Here is an 18,328-nt window from a genome sequence, read left to right on the forward strand (position 1 = left end):
CTTGGGCTAGCGTCGACCGCGATGCCCGTGTCACGAGAGACGCTCCAACGTGCGATCGCTGCGGGCCTGGTCCTCGACGCGCTGCCCGACAGCTTCAACGCCCTCGGCCAGCGCTACAGCGGCAAGGTCCGCGAGAATTTCTCCGCCGACGGCCAGCGCTTGATCGTCGTCAGTGATCGGGTCAGCGCCTTCGACTGCGTGCTCGGGACCATCCCCTTCAAGGGCCAGGTCCTCAACCAGCTCGCCGCGTACTGGTTTGAGGTCACCGGCGAGCTGTTCCCCAATCACATGATCGGGGTCCCCGACGCCCAGGTCATGCGCGCGGTCGAGTGCGAGCCCTACAAGGTCGAGATGGTCGTGCGCGGCTACCTGACCGGGTCGAGCTCGACCAGCATCTGGCGCGCCTACGAGCGCGGCGAGCGGAGCTTTTGCGGTCACACCCTGAGCGAGGGCCTCGTCCGCCACCAGAAGCTCCCGGCCAACATCGTCACGCCGACGACCAAGGCCGCCAAGGGCGAACACGACGAGAACAAGAGCCGGGCCGAGCTCATCGAGCTCGGCGTCATCGACGGGCCGCTGTTCGACCAGCTCGAGCAGCAGTGCCTCGCGCTCTTCGCCGAGGGCCAGCGCCTCGCCGCGGAGCGCGGGCTGATCCTCGTTGACACCAAGTACGAGCTCGGCCGCCGGCCCGACGGGGAGATCGTGCTCATCGACGAGATCCACACCCCCGACAGCTCACGCTACTGGTACGCCGACGGCTACGATGCCGCGATGGCCGCAGGCGAGAGCCCGCGGGCGCTCGACAAGGAGTACGTGCGGACCTGGCTGGTGTCCCAGGGCTTCACTGGCGACGGCCAGCCGCCGACCCTGCCCGACGAGGTCCGGATCGAGGCCGCGCTGCGCTACATCGAGACCTACGAGCGTGTGACGGGTCGCGCGTTCGAGCCTGATTTGAACCCGCCGGTCGAACGCCTGACCTCAAAGCTGCTATAGGCTCGACGCGCATGTGCGGCGTCTTCGGCATCTTCAATCATCCTGAGGCCGCGAACCTCGCCTACCTCGGGCTGCACTCCTTGCAGCACCGGGGCCAGGAGTCCGCGGGCGTCGTCAGCAACGATCGGGGCACGCTCCACGCCGTGCGCCAGATGGGCCACGTCGCCGACGTGTTCAACGAGCACCGCCTCGCGCAGCTGACCGGGCGCCTCGCCGTCGGTCACGTCCGCTACACGACCGCCGGCGGATCGCTGCCCAAGAACATCCAGCCGCTGACCGTCGAGTACCGCCACGGCTCGGTTGCGATCGCCCACAACGGCAACCTCGTCAACGCCGAGGAGCTCCGCGACGAGCTCGAGCACGAGGGCTCGATCTTCCACACCAACGCCGACACCGAGGTCGTGCTCCAGCTGATGGCGCGGAGCAACGAGCGCGACTGGGTCGACAATCTGTTCGCGGCGCTCGGGCGCCTGCGCGGGGCGTTCAGCATCGTCATGACCTCGGGCGAGCGCCTCGTCGCGGCCCGCGACCCCCACGGCTTTCGGCCGCTGATCCTCGGCCGGATCAAGGGCGAGTACCCGCACCCCCACTACGGCAAGAACGCGTGGGTCGTGGCCTCGGAGACCTGCGCCTTCGATCTCATCAACGCCGAGCGGGTCCGCGACATCGAGCCCGGGGAGATCCTGGTCATCGACGGCGAGGGCCTGCGCAGCAGCCGGCTCAAGCCCGAGCCCAAGCGCTTTTGCGTGTTCGAGCACGTCTACTTCGCTCGGCCCGACAGCGTGCTCGACGAGGTCGCGGTCTACGACGCTCGGGTCGAGATGGGTCGGGCGCTCGCGCGCGAGCAGGGGACCGAGGCCGACGTGGTCATCCCGGTGCCCGACTCCGGTGTCGTCGCCGCCTTGGGCTACGCCAAGGAGGCCGGCCTGCCCTTCGAGATGGGCCTGATCCGCAACCATTATGTTGGACGGACCTTCATCGAGCCCAAGGACTCGATCCGCCACTTCGGCGTCCGGCTCAAGCTCAACGCCGTGCCGCAGCTGCTCCGAGGCAAGCGGGTCGTGGTCGTCGACGACTCGATCGTGCGCGGCACGACCTCGCGCAAGATCGTCAAGATGATCCGCCAAGCTGGGGCCGCCGAGGTCCACGTGCGCATCTCCTCGCCGCCGGTCTCGAACCCCTGCCACTACGGCATCGACACCCCGACCCGCGCCGAGCTGATCGCGTCGAGCTACAGCGTCGAGGAGACCGCGCGCTTCATCGAGGCCGACAGCCTCGGGTACCTCAGCCCCGCGGGCTTGCTCAGCGCGGTCGGCGAGAGCGGCGACGACAACTACTGTTCGGCGTGCTTCACCGGCCGCTACCCCGTGCCGCTGCGCGCGACCAGCCGGCGGCAGCTGCGGCTGATCGAGGTCTGATCGCGGCTCGTTGCGCGGCCGGGTCAGACCGGCTAGCTTGCGACCGCCATGACCGCCACGACCGACTCGACCCTCCCCGAGCACGCCAAGGTGACGGATCTCGTAGCTCGCCTCGATGACCGGATCGGCGAGCTGCGGAGGCATCTTTGACTACCACAGCAAGATAGAGAAGCTCGAGGAGTACGAAGAGGCGACCGGCGATCCCAGCTTCTGGGACGACAACGACCGGGCCCAGAAGCTCCTGCGCGAGCAGGCCACGATCAAGAAGATCGTCGACGAGATCGACCACGCGCAGCAGGTGCTGGACGACGGCCGTGAGCTCTACGAGCTCGCGCGCGAGGAGTCCGACCCCGACAGCATCCGCGAGGCGTGGCAGAGCCTCCAGCAGGCCGACGCGATGCTCGCCAAGCTCGAGTTCCGTCGGATGCTCGGCGGCCCTCACGACGCGGACAGCGCGCTGCTCTCCGTCAACGCGGGGGCCGGCGGCGTCGACAGCCAGGACTGGGCCGAGATGCTCCTGCGCATGTACCAGCGCTGGGGCGAGCGTCACGGGTTCACCGTCAAGGTCCTCGACATCCAAGAGGGGGACCAGGCTGGGATCCGCGGGGCCGACCTGTCGATCGAGGGTGACTACGCCTACGGCTGGCTGCGGTCCGAGATCGGCGTTCACCGCCTCGTGCGCATCTCGCCCTTCGACTCCCAGGCCCGGCGCCAGACCAGCTTCGCCAGCGTCATGATCCTGCCCGATCTCGGCGAGGACGCGGACTTCGACATCGAGGTCACGCCCGCCGACATCCGCGTCGACAAGTACCGGGCCTCGGGCGCTGGCGGCCAGCACGTCAACAAGACCGAGTCGGCCGTGCGCCTGACTCACCTCGAGACCGGCATCGTCGTCGCCTGTCAGCTCGAGCGCTCGCAGCACAAGAACATGGCCACAGCCATGCGCATGCTCAAGGCCAGGCTGTGGGAGGTCGAGCAGCAAAAGCGGCAGCAGGAGATGCAGGCGCTCGAGGGCGACAAGAAGAGCATCGAGTGGGGCAGCCAGATCCGATCCTACGTGATCCACCCCTACCAGCAGGTCAACGACCACCGCACGGAGCTCAAGCAGTCCAACGTCAGCGCGGTCCTCGACGGCGACCTCGACGCGTTCATGGAGGCGTTCTTGCTCATGGAGGGCAAGCCGACCAAGCGCTGATGCTCTGGGTCGTGGTGGGTTTTTCAGCAGCTTGCTAGGGTTCTCCAACCGACTGTCTGTTCACCATGGCCTCGGCACCTTGGACCCACGCGCTCGAGTGGCGCATCGCCTGGCGACACCTGCGTGTCGGCGAGCGTCACCCGCGGTGGGTCGACGCGCTGACCGGCGTCAGCTTGTTTCTCCTGTTGTCCGGTCTGGGCTTCGTGCTCTGGGCCGTCCACCTCGGCCCGGCGCCCGAGCCCGGTGAGCAGCTGTTCTCGGCCGCGGTTGCGACGGCGCAGCAGCGCCTGTTTGGCCTGTTCGGCGGGCTGAACCTCGCGATCGGCGTGATGCTCCTGGTCCTCGCCGCGCTCGCCCGCTTCTTCAACCTCCTGGCCACGATCATCACGATGTCCGTGCTGCTCGGCTGCATGGCGCTGGTCGTGGTCTTGTCGTTGATGAGCGGGCTCGAGGCTGATCTACGCGACAAGATCCTCAACCAAAAAGCTCACCTGCGCGTCTCGGCCAGCGACGGCAACCGCTTCACCGACTACGGGGCCCTGGTCGAGGTGCTCGACACGATCCCCGAGGTCGCGGGCGCGAGCCCCTACCTCGAGGCCGAGATCATGGTTCGCAGCGGGATCAACCGCCAGGGCGCGGTCCTGCTCGGGGTCGAGCCCGAGCTGCTGCTGAGGGTCTCGAACATCGCCGAGATCATGCGCGAGGGCAGCTTCGACTCGCTGACGGACCCGTCGAGCATCCCCGATCCCGATCCCTTCGCCACGAGCGACGCCGAGACCCCCTGGCGGCTTCGCCACCTCGAGAAAGACAAGAACAAGGCCGCGAGCAAGTCGGGCAAGCCCGCCTCTTCGGGCATCGGAGCCAAGCGGATCCCCCCGCTGCCGAAGCTCGACGACGACGACGCCGGCGACGACGACGACGACGATGATGACGACGACGCCGACGACGAGCCGAAGCCGCGCATCGGCGCGGGTTCGGGGTCGAGCGCCGGTCTCAGCGGCAGGATCCCGCCGCCGCCCGCCGAGCTGTTCGGCCAGCCCGGCGGCAAGCCCGGCCCCTTCGGCCCGAGCGGCTTGCCGCGCGGCCAGGGCCGCGACGGTGACGCTGACGGCTGGGAGGATCCGGTCGACGTCCTCGGCCTCGACTCGGACGAGGCGCCGCCCGCCCCGGAGCCGGCAGCGCCGGTCGCGGACACGGCCCCGCCGAAGCGCGATGGCTGGGGTGGTGACGATGGCTGGGAAGATCCGGTCGAGGTCCTCGAACTCCCGGACGGCGCGGACGGAGCTGAAGGCGCGGACGGAGCTGAAGGCGCGCCCGCAGAGGAAGGGGCAGGGGAGGGCTCGCCCGAAGGAGCGGACCCGCCCGAGCTCGAGGCCGAAAGCGACGAGCTCCGCGCGGAGGGGGTCGTCGATCCAATCTTGATCGGTCGGGAGCTCGCCAACGAGCTCGCGGTCGGGGTCGGGGCTCGCGTCCAGCTGATCACCCCGGTCGGGCGGCTGACACCCGCTGGCCGGGTCCCAGGCATCCTCGCCGCCAAGGTCGGCGGCGTGTTCCACTCGGGCATGTACGAGTACGACCGCAAGAACGTCTACGCGCCGCTGTCGGTCACGCAGGCTTTTTTGCGCACGGGGGATCGGGTCTCGGGCATCGAGGTCAAGCTCCACGACATCAGCCGCGTCGACGCGGGCAAGGCCGCGGTCGAGGCCCAGCTGCGCGCGGCCGGGCGGTCCGCGCCGCTGCTGCGCCGGACCATCGCCCGGCTCGTCAACGCGATCTCCGACGAGGCCCTGCGCGAGCAGGTCGCGGCCCGCCACGGCGTCGACGCAGGCGAGTCGGAGCTCATCGTCGAGAGCTGGAAGGAGCTCAACCGCAACCTGTTCTCGGCCATGTTCCTCGAGAAGATCGCGATGTTCGTCGCGCTGCTGTTCGTGGTCCTGGTCGCCAGCTTCGGCATCCTGGCCTCGAACCTCATGAGCGTGATCGAAAAGAGTAAAGAGATCGCAATCCTCAAGGCCATGGGCAGCCCGGATCAGCTGATCCAGCGCGTGTTCGTGGCCGAGGGTCTGTGCCTCGGATTACTCGGGGCCATGGGGGGGATCAGCGTCGGCCTGGGGCTGTGCTGGGCCCTCGATCGCTTCGGCTTCCCCTTTAACGAGAACGTCTACTACATCGAGCGGCTGCCGGTCGTGGTCAACCCCTTCGAAGTCGCGGTCGTCGGCGTTGCCGCGCTGGTGATCGTGTTCCTGTCGAGCCTCTATCCCGCTCGTGTGGCTTCGCGCATGCGCCCCGTCGATGGCCTCCGCCAGCAGGAAAAATAGGGTGTAAGACTCCCCCCGGCACATCTTTGTCGTCTCCTGACTCGGGCCTGCGGCCCCGACACCTTCGCTTCGCTCGGCCCCTCAGGTCGGCGTGGCCCGCGGACGGCCAGCCAAATGATCTCGCCGCACTTGCCTGGCCCTCGGCGTTGACACCCCTGGGCCCCGGTTCTACGGTTGGCCCCGTTTCGCGCCCCGAGATGCTTCCGTCCGCCCAAGACGCACCCGTGCTCGTGCAAGTGCGCGAGATGTACAAGAGCTTCCAGCACGGTTCGCGCAAGCTCGAGGTGTTGCGTGGCGTCAACCTGACCGTGCGCTCGGGCGAGATGGTCACGATCATCGGCGCGTCGGGTGCCGGCAAGTCCACGCTCCTGCACTGCCTCGGGACCCTCGACCTCCCGACCTCCGGCGAGATCCTGTTCTCGCCCGTCGGTGGCGGGACCCCGACCGACATCACCCGCCTGCCGCCGCCCGACCTGGCCGAGTTCCGCAACCGCACGATCGGCTTCGTGTTTCAGTTCCACCACCTGCTGCCCGAGTTCTCCGCGCTCGAGAACGCGATGATGCCCGCACTGATCGCCCGGACCCCGACCCGGCAGGCCCGCGAGCAAGCCGAGGAGATGCTCGACGCCGTCGGCATGAGCGACCGCCTCGCCCACCGCCCCGGTGAGCTGTCGGGCGGCGAGCAGCAGCGCGTCGCGATCGCTCGGGCCCTGGCCATGCGGCCGCGCCTGCTCCTGGCCGACGAGCCGACCGGCAACCTCGACACCCGGACCAGCGCCGAGGTCCACGAGCTCTTGTTTCGCCTCAACCTCGAGCACGATCTGAGCATGCTGATCGTGACCCACAACATGGAGCTCGCGCAGCAGATGCCGCGCGTGGTCCGAATGGCCGATGGCCGCATCCTCGAGGGCGACGGCCAGGACGTCGACCCCTCCAACGAACCAGAGTCGCCGCTGGCGTCCGAGTGAGCCCGTGACCGATCGGCCACAACAGCGCACCTGGGGCGACCAGACCGGCGCCGACGCGAGCGCGAGGCGCGAGGGCGGGGCCAGCTGGCTGCTCGCGCTGCTGGCCGTGGTCATGATCCTGGTCCCGCGGGTCGCGGCGGCCAACAACCCCGGGTTCGGGCGCGCGCCTTCGATCATCGACCCGAGCTTTCGGCCCGCGCTGCTCGAGTTCGCCGAGGTCGAGGACGAGGCCTGGAGCCAGCCGATCTCGGACATCCATTTCCGCGGCAACCGCCGGGTCGAGTCCGAGGCGATGCTGCTCGAGCTCGACAGCAACGTCGGCGAGCTGGTCACGCCCGACAAGCTCGCCCGCGATCTCAAGGCCCTGTGGGCCCTCGGTTACTTCGAAGACGTCTACGTCGAGGGCGAGCTGACGCCGGCCGGCGTCGTGCTGACCTACGTCGTCAAGGAGCGCCCGACGATCCGCAAGCTGATCATCGAGGGCCACTCCAAGGTCAAGCTCGACGACATCAACGAGATCCTCGACATCGAGACCAACTCGGTCCTCGAGCTCGGCGCGGTCAAGGCCAACGTCGAGAAGATCAAGGCCCTGTACACCGAAAACGGGTTCTTCCTGGCCGAGGTCGAGTACGCGGTCCGGCCCGTCGACGGTCAGCCCGGCAAGGTCGACGTGGTCTTCGTGGTCAACGAGGCCGAAGAGGTCATCGTCCGCAGCATCACCTTCGTCGGCAACCAGGCGCTGACCGACGACCAGCTGCGCAAGGTCATGATCACGCGGACCGGCGGCTACCTCACCATCGTGAGCAAGAAGTCCGGCGGCGTGTTCAACCGCGAGGCCTTCGTCGCCGACTACGCCAACCTCCGCGCCTACTACGCCGACGTCGGCTACTTCGACGCCGACTTCGAGGACGTCGAGCTGGCGCTGAGCCCGGACCGCCGCTTCGTCCACGTCACCCTCGCGGTCGACGAGGGCCCCCAGTACCGGATCGGCGCGATCTCCGGGCGCGAGCAGACCCGGGCCGGCGAGGACGCCCTGTTCCCGCCCTCGATCCTGGCCGAGTCGATCGACCCGCTGCTGCGCGCGGGCGACGTGGCCTCGGCTGGCAAGCTCCAGCTGATCCAGCAGGACATCGAGCGGCGCTACAAGAACAAGGGCTACGCCTACGTCAACGTCCTGCCCAACTACCAGCAGGACCGCGAGAAGCTGCTGCTCTACGTCGACTACCAGATCGACAAGGGCCCGCTGGTCTACGTCGAGCGCGTCAATATTTTCGGCAACGATCGGACCGCCGACAAGGTCATCCGCCGCGAGATCGTCCTGCGCGAGGGCGACCTCTACGCCGAGAGCGCCAAAGAGGCCACGCAGCTGCGGGTCCTGCGTCTTGGCTACTTCGAGGACGTCCAGATCTCGACCTCGCGCGGGACCGCCGACGATCGGATCGTCGTCAACGTCGAGGTCGTCGAGAAGCTGACCGGGACCTTCCAGATCGGCGCGGGCTTCTCGACGATCGAGAATTTCGTCCTCCAGGCCCAGATCCAGTACGACAACTTCCTCGGCCGCGGGACCACGGTGACCCTGGTCGCGCAGCTGTCGAGCCTGCGCCGGCTGTTCAACTTCAGCTACTCGACGCGCTACTTCCTCGACAGCAATTGGTGGTTCATCATCAACGTGTTCAACACGTCGAACGTGTACCCCACATTCACCCGCGGGAGCACGGGCTTCGCGGTCTCGTGGGGCTACCCGATCCCCAAGGTCCGGGGCCTGACCGCCTTCGTCGGCTACAACCTCGAGTACGTCCAGGTCGGGTTCGGGGCCGTCGGTGCCGTCGGTGGCATCTTCGCGCCCGGGGCGACGACCGCGCTGCCCGAGCAGTCGCTGATCAACAACCTGTTCGCCAACGGCCTGACCTCTGCGGTCACGGCCCGGCTGGTCTACGACACCCGCGACAACGTGCTGTTTCCGACCGCGGGCATGTTCCACCAGCTCAAGGGCGAGTTCGCCAGCCGCTACTTCGGCTCGGACAACGAGTACAATCGCTATACCTTCGACGCGCGCTTCTACGTGCCCGTCATCAAGTCCGAGCGCAGCTTCCGGGCCTGGGTCGTGTTCCGGTCAAATCTCCAGATCGGCTACATCCACAGCCCCACGCGCGGCGGCGTGCCCGTGTTCGAGCGCTACTTCCCGGGCGGCATCTACGGTCACGGATCGCTGCGGGGCTACCAGCTGCGCTCGCTCGGACCGCGGATCTTGGTCCAGAGCTCGCCCAACCCCTCGGCGGCGCTCTATCCCTTCGAGGTCGGCGGCAACCTGCTCACGGCGCTCAACCTCGAGCTCGAGTTCATGGTCGTGCCGCCCGCCAACATCAAGGCCGTCGTGTTCGCCGACATCGGCAACGCGTTCAACACGGAGTCGCAGTACTGCCAGGAGCCCAACCCCGAGGAGCTGCCCAAGGCCGATCCGTGCACGAGCTTCGCGTTCCAGAGCCTGCGCTACAGCATGGGCTTTGGCTTCCGCTGGCAGTCGCCGATCGGGCCGCTGCGCTTCGAGTGGGGCTTCCCGCTCGACCGCCTCGGTGGCACGTCGTTGCTCGCCCAGGAAGACCCGGTCGTGTTCGAGTTCAACGTCGGCACCGGCTTCTGACCGCGGCCGCCGCTGCTCAACAGGCATGTAGAGCTAGCGTTGGCTCACAGTCTCCCAGGGGCGGAGCCCCGAGTCTTGGAGACGATAAAGACAGTCTTGGAGACGATAAAGACAGTCTCCCCCGGACCTGGGGGCCGAGCGGAGCGAGGTTGTCGGGGCGGAGCCCCGAGTCTTGGAGACGATAAAGACAGTCTTCGTAGAACGAAAGCGCAGGACCGCTGGGGAGTTTGCACCGGGCGGGCGTGAATCGGGCCGCCGCGGCGCCCGTCCCATGCCCCGTCGGGTTGCCCGACACCACCACGCCAGGTATGTCCGCCACAATCATGCGCTCGCCCATCCGATCCTCGCCGCGCCGCAGGCCTCGCACAGGCCTGCTCGCCAGCGCGCTTTTCGCCGGTCAGCTCGCGGTCTTCGGGGCGACCATGACGCTCGCCCCGGCCCCGGCCGAGGCCGCCGTGCCCGAGACCAAGAAGCTCGCGCTCGTCGACCTCCAGCGCGTGCTGATGGAGACCACCCAGGGCAAGTCGGCCAAGAAGAACCTCGAGAAGGCCGTCGCCAAGAGCAGCGCCAAGCTCGAGCGCAAGGCCGCCGACCTCCAGAAGCAGTACGAAGATCTCCAGGCCAAAGCGGCGATGTTGTCCGAGTCCGAGCTGATGCGTCGTCAGCAGGAGCTGATGGTCGCCGAGCAGGAGCTGCAAGAGCTCTACGCCGCAGCCCAAGAGGACCTCGCCAAGAAGGAGGGGCTGCTGATGGAGAAGATCTACAAGAACGCCTCGGCGATCGTGAAGACCATGGCCAAGAACGAAGGCATCCACGTGGTCCTGGTCCGCTCGGAGTTGACCGTGCTCTATGCCAACCCTCAGCTCGACATCACCAACAAGGTGATCGTCGCCTACGACAAGAAATTCAAATGACTCAGCCCACGAAGCTTCACCCCACGCGCGGCCGCAGCGAGCATGGTCTCGTTCGGCGCGTATCTCGCGTCGCGTTGCTGTCCGCGTCCTTGTTTGGTGCCAGCTTGGCGGTCAACGCCGCCGTACCGGTCGCCGCCGCCGCGGTCCCGGAGATCGGCAAGGTCGCCGTCGTCGACATGCAGCGGATCCTCAACGAGACCGCCGCTGGCAAGAAGGCGCGCAAGGATCTCGAGACCAGCTCGCTGGCCAAGCAAAAGAAGCTCGACAAGCGGCGCCAGAAGCTCGAGGCCGATCAGGCCAAGCTCGGCAACCTCTCTGGCGACGCGCAGCAGCAGGCCCAGGAGAAGCTCCAGCGCGACTACATGGAGCTCCAGAGCATGTACATGACCCTCCAGCAGGAGCTCGGCGAGCAGGAGGCGCGCACGCTCGAGAAGATGTACGCCAACTGCCAGAAGCTGGCCAAGGACCTGGCCAAGGACTTCGGGCTCGACCTCGTGCTCATCCGCGATCAGTCCACGGTCTTGTACGTGGCCAGCGGCGTCGACGTCACCGACGAGGTCATCAAGCGCTACAACAAGAAGTACAAGTAGCGCCCAGGGGTTCAAAACCTGCGTGAGAGCCGACGGTGGGCTGCCGTCGGCTTTTTCGTTATGCTCGGCCGCTGCGTAGCGCCAATGGCCCTCGACATCATCCAGATCCAGGAGATGCTTCCGCATCGCTACCCCTTCTTGTTCATCGATCGGGTGCTCGCCTGGGAACCAGAAAAGACGATCCACGCCCGGAGGCTGGTGTCGTTCAGCGATCCAATCCTGCAGGGCCACTTTCCCGGCATGCCGATCGTGCCGGGCGTCGTCCAGGTCGAGATGATGGCTCAGGCCGCGGCGCTGCTGGCTCAGCTCTCGGGCGCCTTCGACCCGGCGACGCAGCTGTGCCTGTTCATGGGCGTCCAGGAGGCCAAGTTTCGGGCCCCGGTCGTGCCCGGCGACGTCCTCGACATCAACGTCGAGGTCCACCGCCTCGGGCGCATCGGCAAGTTCTCGGGCGTGGTCGAAGTCGAGGGCGCGGTGCGCAGCAGCGCAAAATTCACCGCGATCATCCAGCCGCGACCGGACGTGGAGCAGGGGGAGTGATGCGCCGAACCATCGTGACCTGCTCGATCTGTGTGATGGCGAGTTTCGTGGCCGGGTGTGGTGGTCATGCGCGCAGCCTGGTTCAGTCGAGCGGAGATCTCGGCAAATCGGTCCGCAAGGGCGACCGCGACAAGATCGACGAAGGCGTGCTGCCCGCGACCCGTTCGCGGATCGACTACGAGACCTTGCTCGCCGACACCTCCACCTGGGCGGAGCGTCTCGCGCGGCCGACCGGCGCGCGGCCCGAGGCCCTGATCTACCTCGGCAACGACGAGGTTGTGGAGGCGGTGTGGACCGACAAGGGGTGGCGATTCGCGAGCGATCCCACCGCTTATTTTGGTCAGTCCACGCCGCGCGAGGCGCTGCGAAGCCTGGTGCGCGCAAGCCGCGAGGGCCGCTGGGATGTGATGCTCAACCTGGCACCGAGGCGCTATCGCATGGGCCTGTCCGAGGACGATCTGTCGCTCGCGTGGACCGAGGGGCCCCAGGCCCAAGCGCTCCAAGATGCCCGAGATCGCCTCGCACAACGGCTTGCGGGTACGATTCGGGCCGACGCACACCAGGCGATCTTGGATCTCGGCGACGGCGAGTTCGCTCGTCTCGAGCGCGAGAAGGATCGCTGGGTCGTCGTAGATTTCTGAACGATCTCGTGGCGATCCGGGGTCGAGCGGGACCTAGGCGACACCCTCCCAGGTGTCACCTTTGGGGTGTCGGTGTGGGTGGACGTGCTCGATCTGAGCACCGGTTGCCGTAGCCACATGCTGCATTAGCCTTAATTCAGGTTCCGATGGTGCATCGTTCGATGAGCCGACCCAGCCACAAGACCCGCCAGGTTGCGACATTGGTGTCCCGATTTGCCGCAGTGGGACAAGAGTCGCATGAGCCAGGAATTTTCAACGGTCGGCCAAGTAGGCGAGAATTGACGCTCTACAGGCCACAGGGGCGCGAATGCGCCCTTGGTTTGCGAGTTGCAGAAGTTCGGAACACCCCAGGCTGCGGCCAGCCAGATGAGGAAGCCACCATGGCACACTCCGTGAGCATCAACCGCCCCCGCAAACGCCAACCGCGTCGCCATCAGGAGCAAGAGCGCCCCGTGCTCCAGCTCCCGCTCGAGGCCCCACAATGGCGCGATCCCCCCACTCGTGAACAGTCTGAGCCCCGGACGGACCGTGGCGTCGCGGTCGTCGACTTCTTCATCTGAGAGGCACATAGGTGATCGGTGGCGAGCTCCTGCTCGCGGATAGTTGTCAAAGGGACGGCCGTTTGGTCGTCCCTTTTGCGTTGGTTCGCGCGTTGCCGGGCCCGCCGATGATAGCGTTCCCGTGTGGCGCGACTCGACGAGCACCCACCTTCGACCGTGGCCGTCGCGGACGGACCCGAGCTCGCCCATCAGGGCTACCGTCTGCTGATCCTGTCCGGGGAGCTGCGCGGGCGAGAGGTCGAGATCGTCAAGGGCGAGATCACCCTCGGTCGGTCGCGCCAGTGCGAGGTCGTGCTGCCGGACGACTCGGTCAGCCGCGTCCACGCCGAGATCCGGCGCGAGCAAGATCGCTATCGTCTGCTCGATCGCGGCTCGACGGCGGGCACCTTCCTCGGCGGCTCACGGATCAGCGACGCCTTCCTCCGACCCGGTGACGAGCTGCGCCTCGGGCAAGTCGAGCTGCGCTTCGTGACCCGCGATCGCCAACCCGAGCTGCTCCCGAGCGAGGCCGAGCGCTTCGGGCCCGTGCTCGGCCGCAGCCTGGCCATGCGCCGGGTGTTCGCGGTCCTCGAGCGGATCGCCGACAAGGACGTGACCGTGCTGATCCGAGGCGAGACCGGGACCGGCAAGGATCTGGTCGCGCGGGCGATCCATGAGGGCTCGGCCCGGCGCGAGCAGCCCTTCGTCATCGTCGACTGTGGTGCGCTCGCTGCGGATCAGATCGAGGCCGAGCTCTTCGGTGTTGGCGGCGACCCGCGTCGTGGCGCGTTCGAGCTCGCCGCGGGCGGGACGCTGCTCCTCGACGAGGTCGGCGAGCTGCCCGCGGACCTCCAGCCGAAGCTGCTGCGCGTGCTCGAGAGCGGCCGCTTTCGTCGCGTCGGCGGCAGCGATGAGATCGAGGTCGACGTCCGCGCGCTCGCGGCCACCAACCGCGATCTCCGAGCCGGGATCGACGACGGAGCGTTTCGTGAGGATCTGTACTTCCGGCTCGCGGTCGTGACCTGCGAGCTCCCGCCGCTGCACGAGCGCCGCGACGACATCCCGATGCTGATCGAGTCCTTCTCTCGCCGGCTGCCGCCGGGCATGTGGCGACCACCGGGACCCGAGGCGATGGCGCGGCTGCTCGGCTACGACTGGCCGGGCAACGTCCGTGAGCTCCGCAACGTGGTCGAGCGCAGCGCCTACCTCTCGCCCGACGGGGTCATCGATCTGATGGCCTCGGACCGCCGCAACGGGAGCGAGCCGCGCGCGGTGTCCTTCGATCCGACCTTGACCTTCCGCGAGCAAAAAGAGCGCGCGGTCGAGCGCTTCGAAGAGGCCTACCTGCACTGGTTGCTCGAGCGCGCAGGCGGCAACATCTCACGGGGTGCGCGGGAGGCCGACATGGATCGCAAGTACCTGCACAAGCTCCTGCGTCGCTACGGCATCGACGCCAAGCAGTACGCCAACAAGTGAGCAGGCCGCTTCATCTTCGGGCGCGACCGAGCCCGCGAGCACGACCAGGGGGACGCCATGAACCTCGATGATCTGCTCGCGGCCTTGACCTGGCGTGACCTCGTCGACTTCGTGCTGCTGTTCACGATCGCGTACGCGGCCCTGCGCCTGCTCAAGGGCACGCGCGCGCTGCCGGCTCTGGTCCTCGTCGCGCTGCTGGCCGCGGCCGGCTTCGTCGCCCGCGAGCTCGACATCGTCGGCGTCGGCGTGCTGCTGCGCTACGTGCTCGAGTACATCATCATCATCTTGATCGTCGTGTTTCATCAGGAGCTGCGCCGCCTCCTGGTCCGCGTGGGGCAGCGCCTGATGCCCCAGTCCCGGCGCGAGGCGGCGGAGAGCGCCGTCGAGACCCTGGTCGCGTCGTGCGAGCGCCTGGTCAAGGGCCGGGTGGGCGCGCTGCTGATCCTCGAGGGCGAGCTCGACGTGCTCGAGATCTGCACCGACGTCGGCAAGCCGATCGACGCGCCGCTGCGGGCCGAGACCCTCGTCGCGCTCACGGTCCCGCACTCCCTCAACACCGCCCACGACGGCGCAATTTTGATCCGCGACTTCCGCATCGCGCGAGCCGGGGTCGTGTGTCCGCTGTCGACCCGCGTGCTCGATCCACGGTTCGGGACGCGTCACCGCGGCGCGATTGGAGTCAGCGAAGACAGCGACGCGCTGGTCATCGTGCTGTCCGAAGAGCGCGGCGAGATGCGGGTCGTGCTGGGCGGGGTCATCAGCGAGTCGCTCGACTCGGGCGAGCTCGAGGAGCGGATCTACGCGTGGATCGACCGGCCGCCGCCGAGCGCTGGTGAGCGGGGCCCGGGCAGCTCGGCGAGCCGGGCGGACATGGGGGTCGAGCTCGTGGACGCCGAGGGCAGCGGCGCGCGGGCCCAGGCAAAGTCGGGCGCGTCGGCGAGCCCGGGGGGTCTGGGTTGATGGCCGAAGACGCGAGCAAGAGCGGGATGGAGCGCGCGCTGGCGTTCGTGATCGCCGCGTTCACCGAGAACTGGGGCACCAAGATCGTGGCCTTCTTGCTCGCGCTGATCGTCTTCATCGTGACCCGGGACGAGGTCACGCGAGACTTCACGATCCCGCTGCGGGTCATCGAGGATCCCGACCGCGTGCTGCTGACGACCCCGCCGGACAGCGTCGAGCTGCGCCTGCGCGGACCCTGGGCCAACGTCAATCGGATCGCCGCGGTCGAGCTCGGGGCCGCGAGCCTCGATCTGCGCGAGGTCCGGCCCGGGCCGATGGAGCTCGACCCCGCCGCGATCGTCATGCCGCCCGGCGTGGTCCTCGACCATCTCGAGTACGAGCCCGTCGATCTTCGCTTCGAGGCCATGGCCGAGCGAACGCTGACCATCACGCCGGTCGTGGTCGGCGAGGTCGACCCCGATCATCAGCTCGCGGGGACGCGGGTCGAGCCCGGGAGCTGGACGGTGCGCGCGCCGAGCTCCGAGCTCGACGGGCTCGAGCAGCTCCGGACCGAGGCGATCGACATCGGCGGGGCGACCGGCGACGTCGACGTCCGGGTCGAGCTCGAGCCGCCGCCGGCGGAGCTGACCTTCCTCGGGGTCCCGAGCGACGCGATGCCGACGGTCCGCGTCGTCGCCGAGGTCGAGGCGCGGACCGGTGAGATCGAGCTCGCCGTCGCGACCGGAGAGGCCTTGCGCGCCGCGCTCCCCGAGCTCGGGGATGACCGCTTGCCGAAGATCGAACGTGTCAGTGTCCGCGGACCGCGCACGGTCCTGCGCTCGATCGAGGGCCTCGACCAAGCCCTGCTCCCGACGGTCGAGGTCGAAGAGATCAGCGGCGCCGGGGCACCGATCCCGGTGACGCTGCGCTTCGAATGGTCACCGGAGGTGGCGGCAGAGTCGGCCGCGCAGCTCTCGATCGTCCCACCCCTGATCCGCTTGCGCCTGTCTCCCCAAGGCCTCGAGGACGACTGAGCGCTCGATTTTGCGACCTGTGCGCGACGGCTGCGAGGGGATTTACTAAGGTGCGGGCGCCCATGGCGGGATCAACTCAACGCAAGCTCTTCGGCACTGACGGCATTCGCGGCCGCGCGAACGTCCACCCGATGACCCCGGACGTGGCGATGCGCCTCGGCATGGCCGTGGCGGCGCACTTCGGGCGTGAGGGCAAGGTCGTCGTCGGCAAGGACACCCGGCGCAGCGGCTACATGCTCGAGATGGCCCTGGCCTCGGGCCTGTGCGCCCTCGGAGTCGACGTCATGCTGACTGGGCCGCTGCCGACGCCCGCGGTCGCGTACCTCGCCAAGTCGATGCGCGCGGACGCGGGGGTGGTGATCTCGGCCAGTCACAACCCCTTCGAGGACAACGGGTTCAAGCTGTTCGCCAACGACGGCTTCAAGCTGCCCGACGAGGTCGAGAGCCACATCGAGGCGCTGATGGAGCGCGGCGCCGTCGACGATCGCCTGGTCCACGGCGAGAGCATCGGCAAGGCGTTTCGGCTCGAGGACGCGGGCGGGCGCTACATCACCCACGTCAAGCACGTGCTCCCGCAAGAGCAAGAGCTCGACGGGCTGCGCATCGTGGTCGACTGCGCGAATGGAGCGGCCTACAAGATCGCGCCGAAGATCCTCGAGGAGCTCGGGGCCGACGTCGTGCGCGCGGGCGTCGAGCCCGACGGGACCAACATCAACGCGGGCGTCGGCGCGATGCACCCCGAGCACGTCTCGCACGCCGTCCGCGAGTACCGGGCCGACCTCGGGCTCGCCCTCGACGGCGACGCCGATCGCGTCGTGGTCTGCGATCATCGCGGGCAGATCATCGATGGCGACGTGCTCTTGGCGATCATCGGCCGAGATCTGGCCGCGCGCGGCGAGCTGAGTGGGGGCGCGGTGGTCGCGACGGTGATGTCGAACATCGGGCTCGAGCGCAGCCTCCGTGAGGTCGGCGTCGACCTGGTCCGCACGCCAGTCGGCGATCGCTACGTCGTCGAGGCGATGCGCGAGCGCGGCTCCAACCTCGGTGGCGAGCAGTCCGGGCACCTGATCTGCCTCGACCACTCGACGACCGGCGATGGCCTGGTCTCGGCGCTGAAGGTGCTCGCGGTCATGGTCCGCGAGCAAAAAACTCTCGCCGAGCTCGCCGCCGTCATGACCCGCTACCCGCAGGTCTCGCGCAGCTATCCGGTCACCCGAAAGATCCCGCTCGCGGAGCTCGATCGGGCGCGGGCGGCGATCGCCGCGGTCGAGACGCGCCTCGGCGACGAGGGCCGCGTGGTCGTGCGCTACTCGGGCACGGAGTCGAAGCTGCGGGTGATGGTCGAGGGCACCGATGAGCGGACCCTGACGGAGGCAGTCGAAGAGATCGCCGAGGTCGCGATCGCGGAAATTGCCGACCGCTCGTCGGCGCGGACATAGACTGGGATCGTGCGGACGCCAGCATCAGCGCAGCTGTGGACCGCGGAGCTCGCGGCGGCGGCCGACCGCCACACGATGGACGTGCTCGGCATGCCTTCGCCCGTGCTGATGGAGCGCGCGGCGCTGTCCGTGAGCGCGCAGGTCGAGCGGGTCGCGGACGCCTGCGACGCGCGAGAGGTCCTCGTCTTGGTCGGGCCGGGGAACAACGGCGGCGACGGCCTCGCGATCGCGCGGCAGCTGCACGGGCGCGGCCGGGCTGTGCGCGCGGTGCTGGTGAGCGCGCGCCACAACGACGCGGTCGCCAGTCAGCTCAGGCTCGCGCGCGCGCACGGGGTCGCAATCCTCGACACGCTTCCCGACACGCTTCCCGACGTCCGGGGCGGCCGGACGATCGTCGTCGACGCGCTGCTCGGGACCGGAAGCCGCGGGGCGCCGCGCGGGGCGATCGAGGCCGCGCTTCGCTGGCTCGGGGGCCTCAATCGTGAGCTCGTGTCGGTCGTGGCCGTCGATCTGCCCAGCGGTGTCGACGTCGACAGCGGCGCGGTCCCGGGCGCCGTGGTGAGCGCGGCCGTGACCGTGACCTTTCAGCGCAGCAAGGTCGGGCTCCACCTGACGCCCGCCCGCGCCCACGTCGGTGAGCTGATCGTGGCGGACATCGGGCTGGTGGGGGTGGGGGAGGACAG

Annotated in this window: 15 protein-coding genes; all 15 read left to right on the forward strand. The window is 68.3% G+C overall.

Going from position 1 to position 18,328, the window contains the following annotated elements; translation table 11 throughout:
- Positions 1 to 21 precede the first annotated feature (21 nt).
- Positions 22 to 993: a phosphoribosylaminoimidazolesuccinocarboxamide synthase gene (locus ENSA5_RS32220; RefSeq protein WP_106395557.1), complete on the forward strand. Its 972-nt coding sequence runs from the start codon at positions 22 to 24 to the stop codon at positions 991 to 993.
- An 11-nt stretch (positions 994 to 1,004) separates the two neighbouring features.
- Positions 1,005 to 2,411, forward strand: a complete 1,407-nt coding sequence (purF, locus tag ENSA5_RS32225) for an amidophosphoribosyltransferase (protein WP_106395558.1) — start codon at positions 1,005 to 1,007, stop codon at positions 2,409 to 2,411.
- Between the two features lie 48 nt (positions 2,412 to 2,459).
- Positions 2,460 to 3,606, forward strand: a protein-coding gene (gene prfB / locus ENSA5_RS32230; protein WP_181198376.1) for a peptide chain release factor 2 whose coding sequence is annotated in 2 segments (ribosomal slippage) — positions 2,460 to 2,549 and positions 2,551 to 3,606 — 1,146 coding nt in all. Because the reading frame shifts where the segments join, the coding sequence is not laid out codon by codon here.
- A gap of 65 nt (positions 3,607 to 3,671) precedes the next feature.
- Positions 3,672 to 5,924: an FtsX-like permease family protein gene (locus ENSA5_RS32235; protein ID WP_106395560.1), complete on the forward strand. Its 2,253-nt coding sequence runs from the start codon at positions 3,672 to 3,674 to the stop codon at positions 5,922 to 5,924.
- Positions 5,925 to 6,121: 197 nt separating this feature from the next.
- Positions 6,122 to 6,892 (forward strand): ABC transporter ATP-binding protein, encoded by a 771-nt coding sequence (locus ENSA5_RS32240; RefSeq protein ID WP_106395561.1) that lies wholly within the window; start codon positions 6,122 to 6,124, stop codon positions 6,890 to 6,892.
- A 4-nt stretch (positions 6,893 to 6,896) separates the two neighbouring features.
- The gene (gene bamA / locus ENSA5_RS32245; RefSeq protein ID WP_181198377.1) at positions 6,897 to 9,533 is read left to right on the forward strand and encodes an outer membrane protein assembly factor BamA; all 2,637 of its coding nucleotides are present in this window, start codon (positions 6,897 to 6,899) and stop codon (positions 9,531 to 9,533) included.
- A gap of 323 nt (positions 9,534 to 9,856) precedes the next feature.
- Positions 9,857 to 10,447 carry an OmpH/Skp family outer membrane protein gene (locus tag ENSA5_RS32250; RefSeq protein WP_181198378.1) on the forward strand — a complete coding sequence of 197 codons (591 nt, stop codon included), beginning with the start codon at positions 9,857 to 9,859 and terminating at the stop codon, positions 10,445 to 10,447.
- Positions 10,444 to 11,037, forward strand: a complete 594-nt coding sequence (locus ENSA5_RS32255; RefSeq protein ID WP_106395564.1) for an OmpH/Skp family outer membrane protein — start codon at positions 10,444 to 10,446, stop codon at positions 11,035 to 11,037. Before ENSA5_RS32250 ends, ENSA5_RS32255 begins: the two co-directional genes overlap by 4 nt.
- Positions 11,038 to 11,121: 84 nt before the next feature.
- On the forward strand, positions 11,122 to 11,577 hold the full coding sequence (gene fabZ / locus ENSA5_RS32260) for a 3-hydroxyacyl-ACP dehydratase FabZ (RefSeq protein ID WP_181198379.1): 456 nt from the start codon (positions 11,122 to 11,124) through the stop codon (positions 11,575 to 11,577).
- Positions 11,577 to 12,218, forward strand: coding sequence for a hypothetical protein (locus tag ENSA5_RS32265; protein WP_146156344.1), 642 nt, complete (start codon positions 11,577 to 11,579; stop codon positions 12,216 to 12,218). Before fabZ ends, ENSA5_RS32265 begins: the two co-directional genes overlap by 1 nt.
- A gap of 683 nt (positions 12,219 to 12,901) precedes the next feature.
- Positions 12,902 to 14,233: an FHA and sigma-54 interaction domain-containing protein gene (locus tag ENSA5_RS32270; RefSeq protein WP_258183089.1), complete on the forward strand. Its 1,332-nt coding sequence runs from the start codon at positions 12,902 to 12,904 to the stop codon at positions 14,231 to 14,233.
- A gap of 57 nt (positions 14,234 to 14,290) precedes the next feature.
- Entirely contained in the window at positions 14,291 to 15,193 is a 903-nt protein-coding gene (locus ENSA5_RS32275) for a diadenylate cyclase (protein ID WP_106395567.1), read from the forward strand.
- Positions 15,193 to 16,206: a CdaR family protein gene (locus ENSA5_RS32280; RefSeq protein ID WP_106395568.1), complete on the forward strand. Its 1,014-nt coding sequence runs from the start codon at positions 15,193 to 15,195 to the stop codon at positions 16,204 to 16,206. The genes ENSA5_RS32275 and ENSA5_RS32280 overlap by 1 nt, the downstream gene beginning before the upstream one ends.
- A gap of 62 nt (positions 16,207 to 16,268) precedes the next feature.
- Positions 16,269 to 17,645 carry a phosphoglucosamine mutase gene (glmM, locus tag ENSA5_RS32285; protein ID WP_106395569.1) on the forward strand — a complete coding sequence of 459 codons (1,377 nt, stop codon included), beginning with the start codon at positions 16,269 to 16,271 and terminating at the stop codon, positions 17,643 to 17,645.
- Between the two features lie 9 nt (positions 17,646 to 17,654).
- The coding region (locus ENSA5_RS32290) for an NAD(P)H-hydrate epimerase (RefSeq protein ID WP_146156345.1) at positions 17,655 to 18,328 on the forward strand (674 nt) is incomplete at its 3' end.

This window comes from Enhygromyxa salina (assembly GCF_002994615.1).
Classification (GTDB): Bacteria; Myxococcota_A; Polyangia; order Nannocystales; family Nannocystaceae; genus Plesiocystis; species Plesiocystis salina_A.

Coding starts and splice junctions, on each gene's coding strand:
- ENSA5_RS32220 (WP_106395557.1), top strand. CDS start 22: ATGCCCGTGTCACGAGAGACGCTCCAACGTGCGATCGCTGCGGGCCTG.
- purF (WP_106395558.1), top strand. CDS start 1,005: ATGTGCGGCGTCTTCGGCATCTTCAATCATCCTGAGGCCGCGAACCTC.
- ENSA5_RS32235 (WP_106395560.1), top strand. CDS start 3,672: ATGGCCTCGGCACCTTGGACCCACGCGCTCGAGTGGCGCATCGCCTGG.
- ENSA5_RS32240 (WP_106395561.1), top strand. CDS start 6,122: ATGCTTCCGTCCGCCCAAGACGCACCCGTGCTCGTGCAAGTGCGCGAG.
- ENSA5_RS32250 (WP_181198378.1), top strand. CDS start 9,857: ATGCGCTCGCCCATCCGATCCTCGCCGCGCCGCAGGCCTCGCACAGGC.
- ENSA5_RS32255 (WP_106395564.1), top strand. CDS start 10,444: ATGACTCAGCCCACGAAGCTTCACCCCACGCGCGGCCGCAGCGAGCAT.
- fabZ (WP_181198379.1), top strand. CDS start 11,122: ATGGCCCTCGACATCATCCAGATCCAGGAGATGCTTCCGCATCGCTAC.
- ENSA5_RS32265 (WP_146156344.1), top strand. CDS start 11,577: ATGCGCCGAACCATCGTGACCTGCTCGATCTGTGTGATGGCGAGTTTC.
- ENSA5_RS32275 (WP_106395567.1), top strand. CDS start 14,291: ATGAACCTCGATGATCTGCTCGCGGCCTTGACCTGGCGTGACCTCGTC.
- ENSA5_RS32280 (WP_106395568.1), top strand. CDS start 15,193: ATGGCCGAAGACGCGAGCAAGAGCGGGATGGAGCGCGCGCTGGCGTTC.
- glmM (WP_106395569.1), top strand. CDS start 16,269: ATGGCGGGATCAACTCAACGCAAGCTCTTCGGCACTGACGGCATTCGC.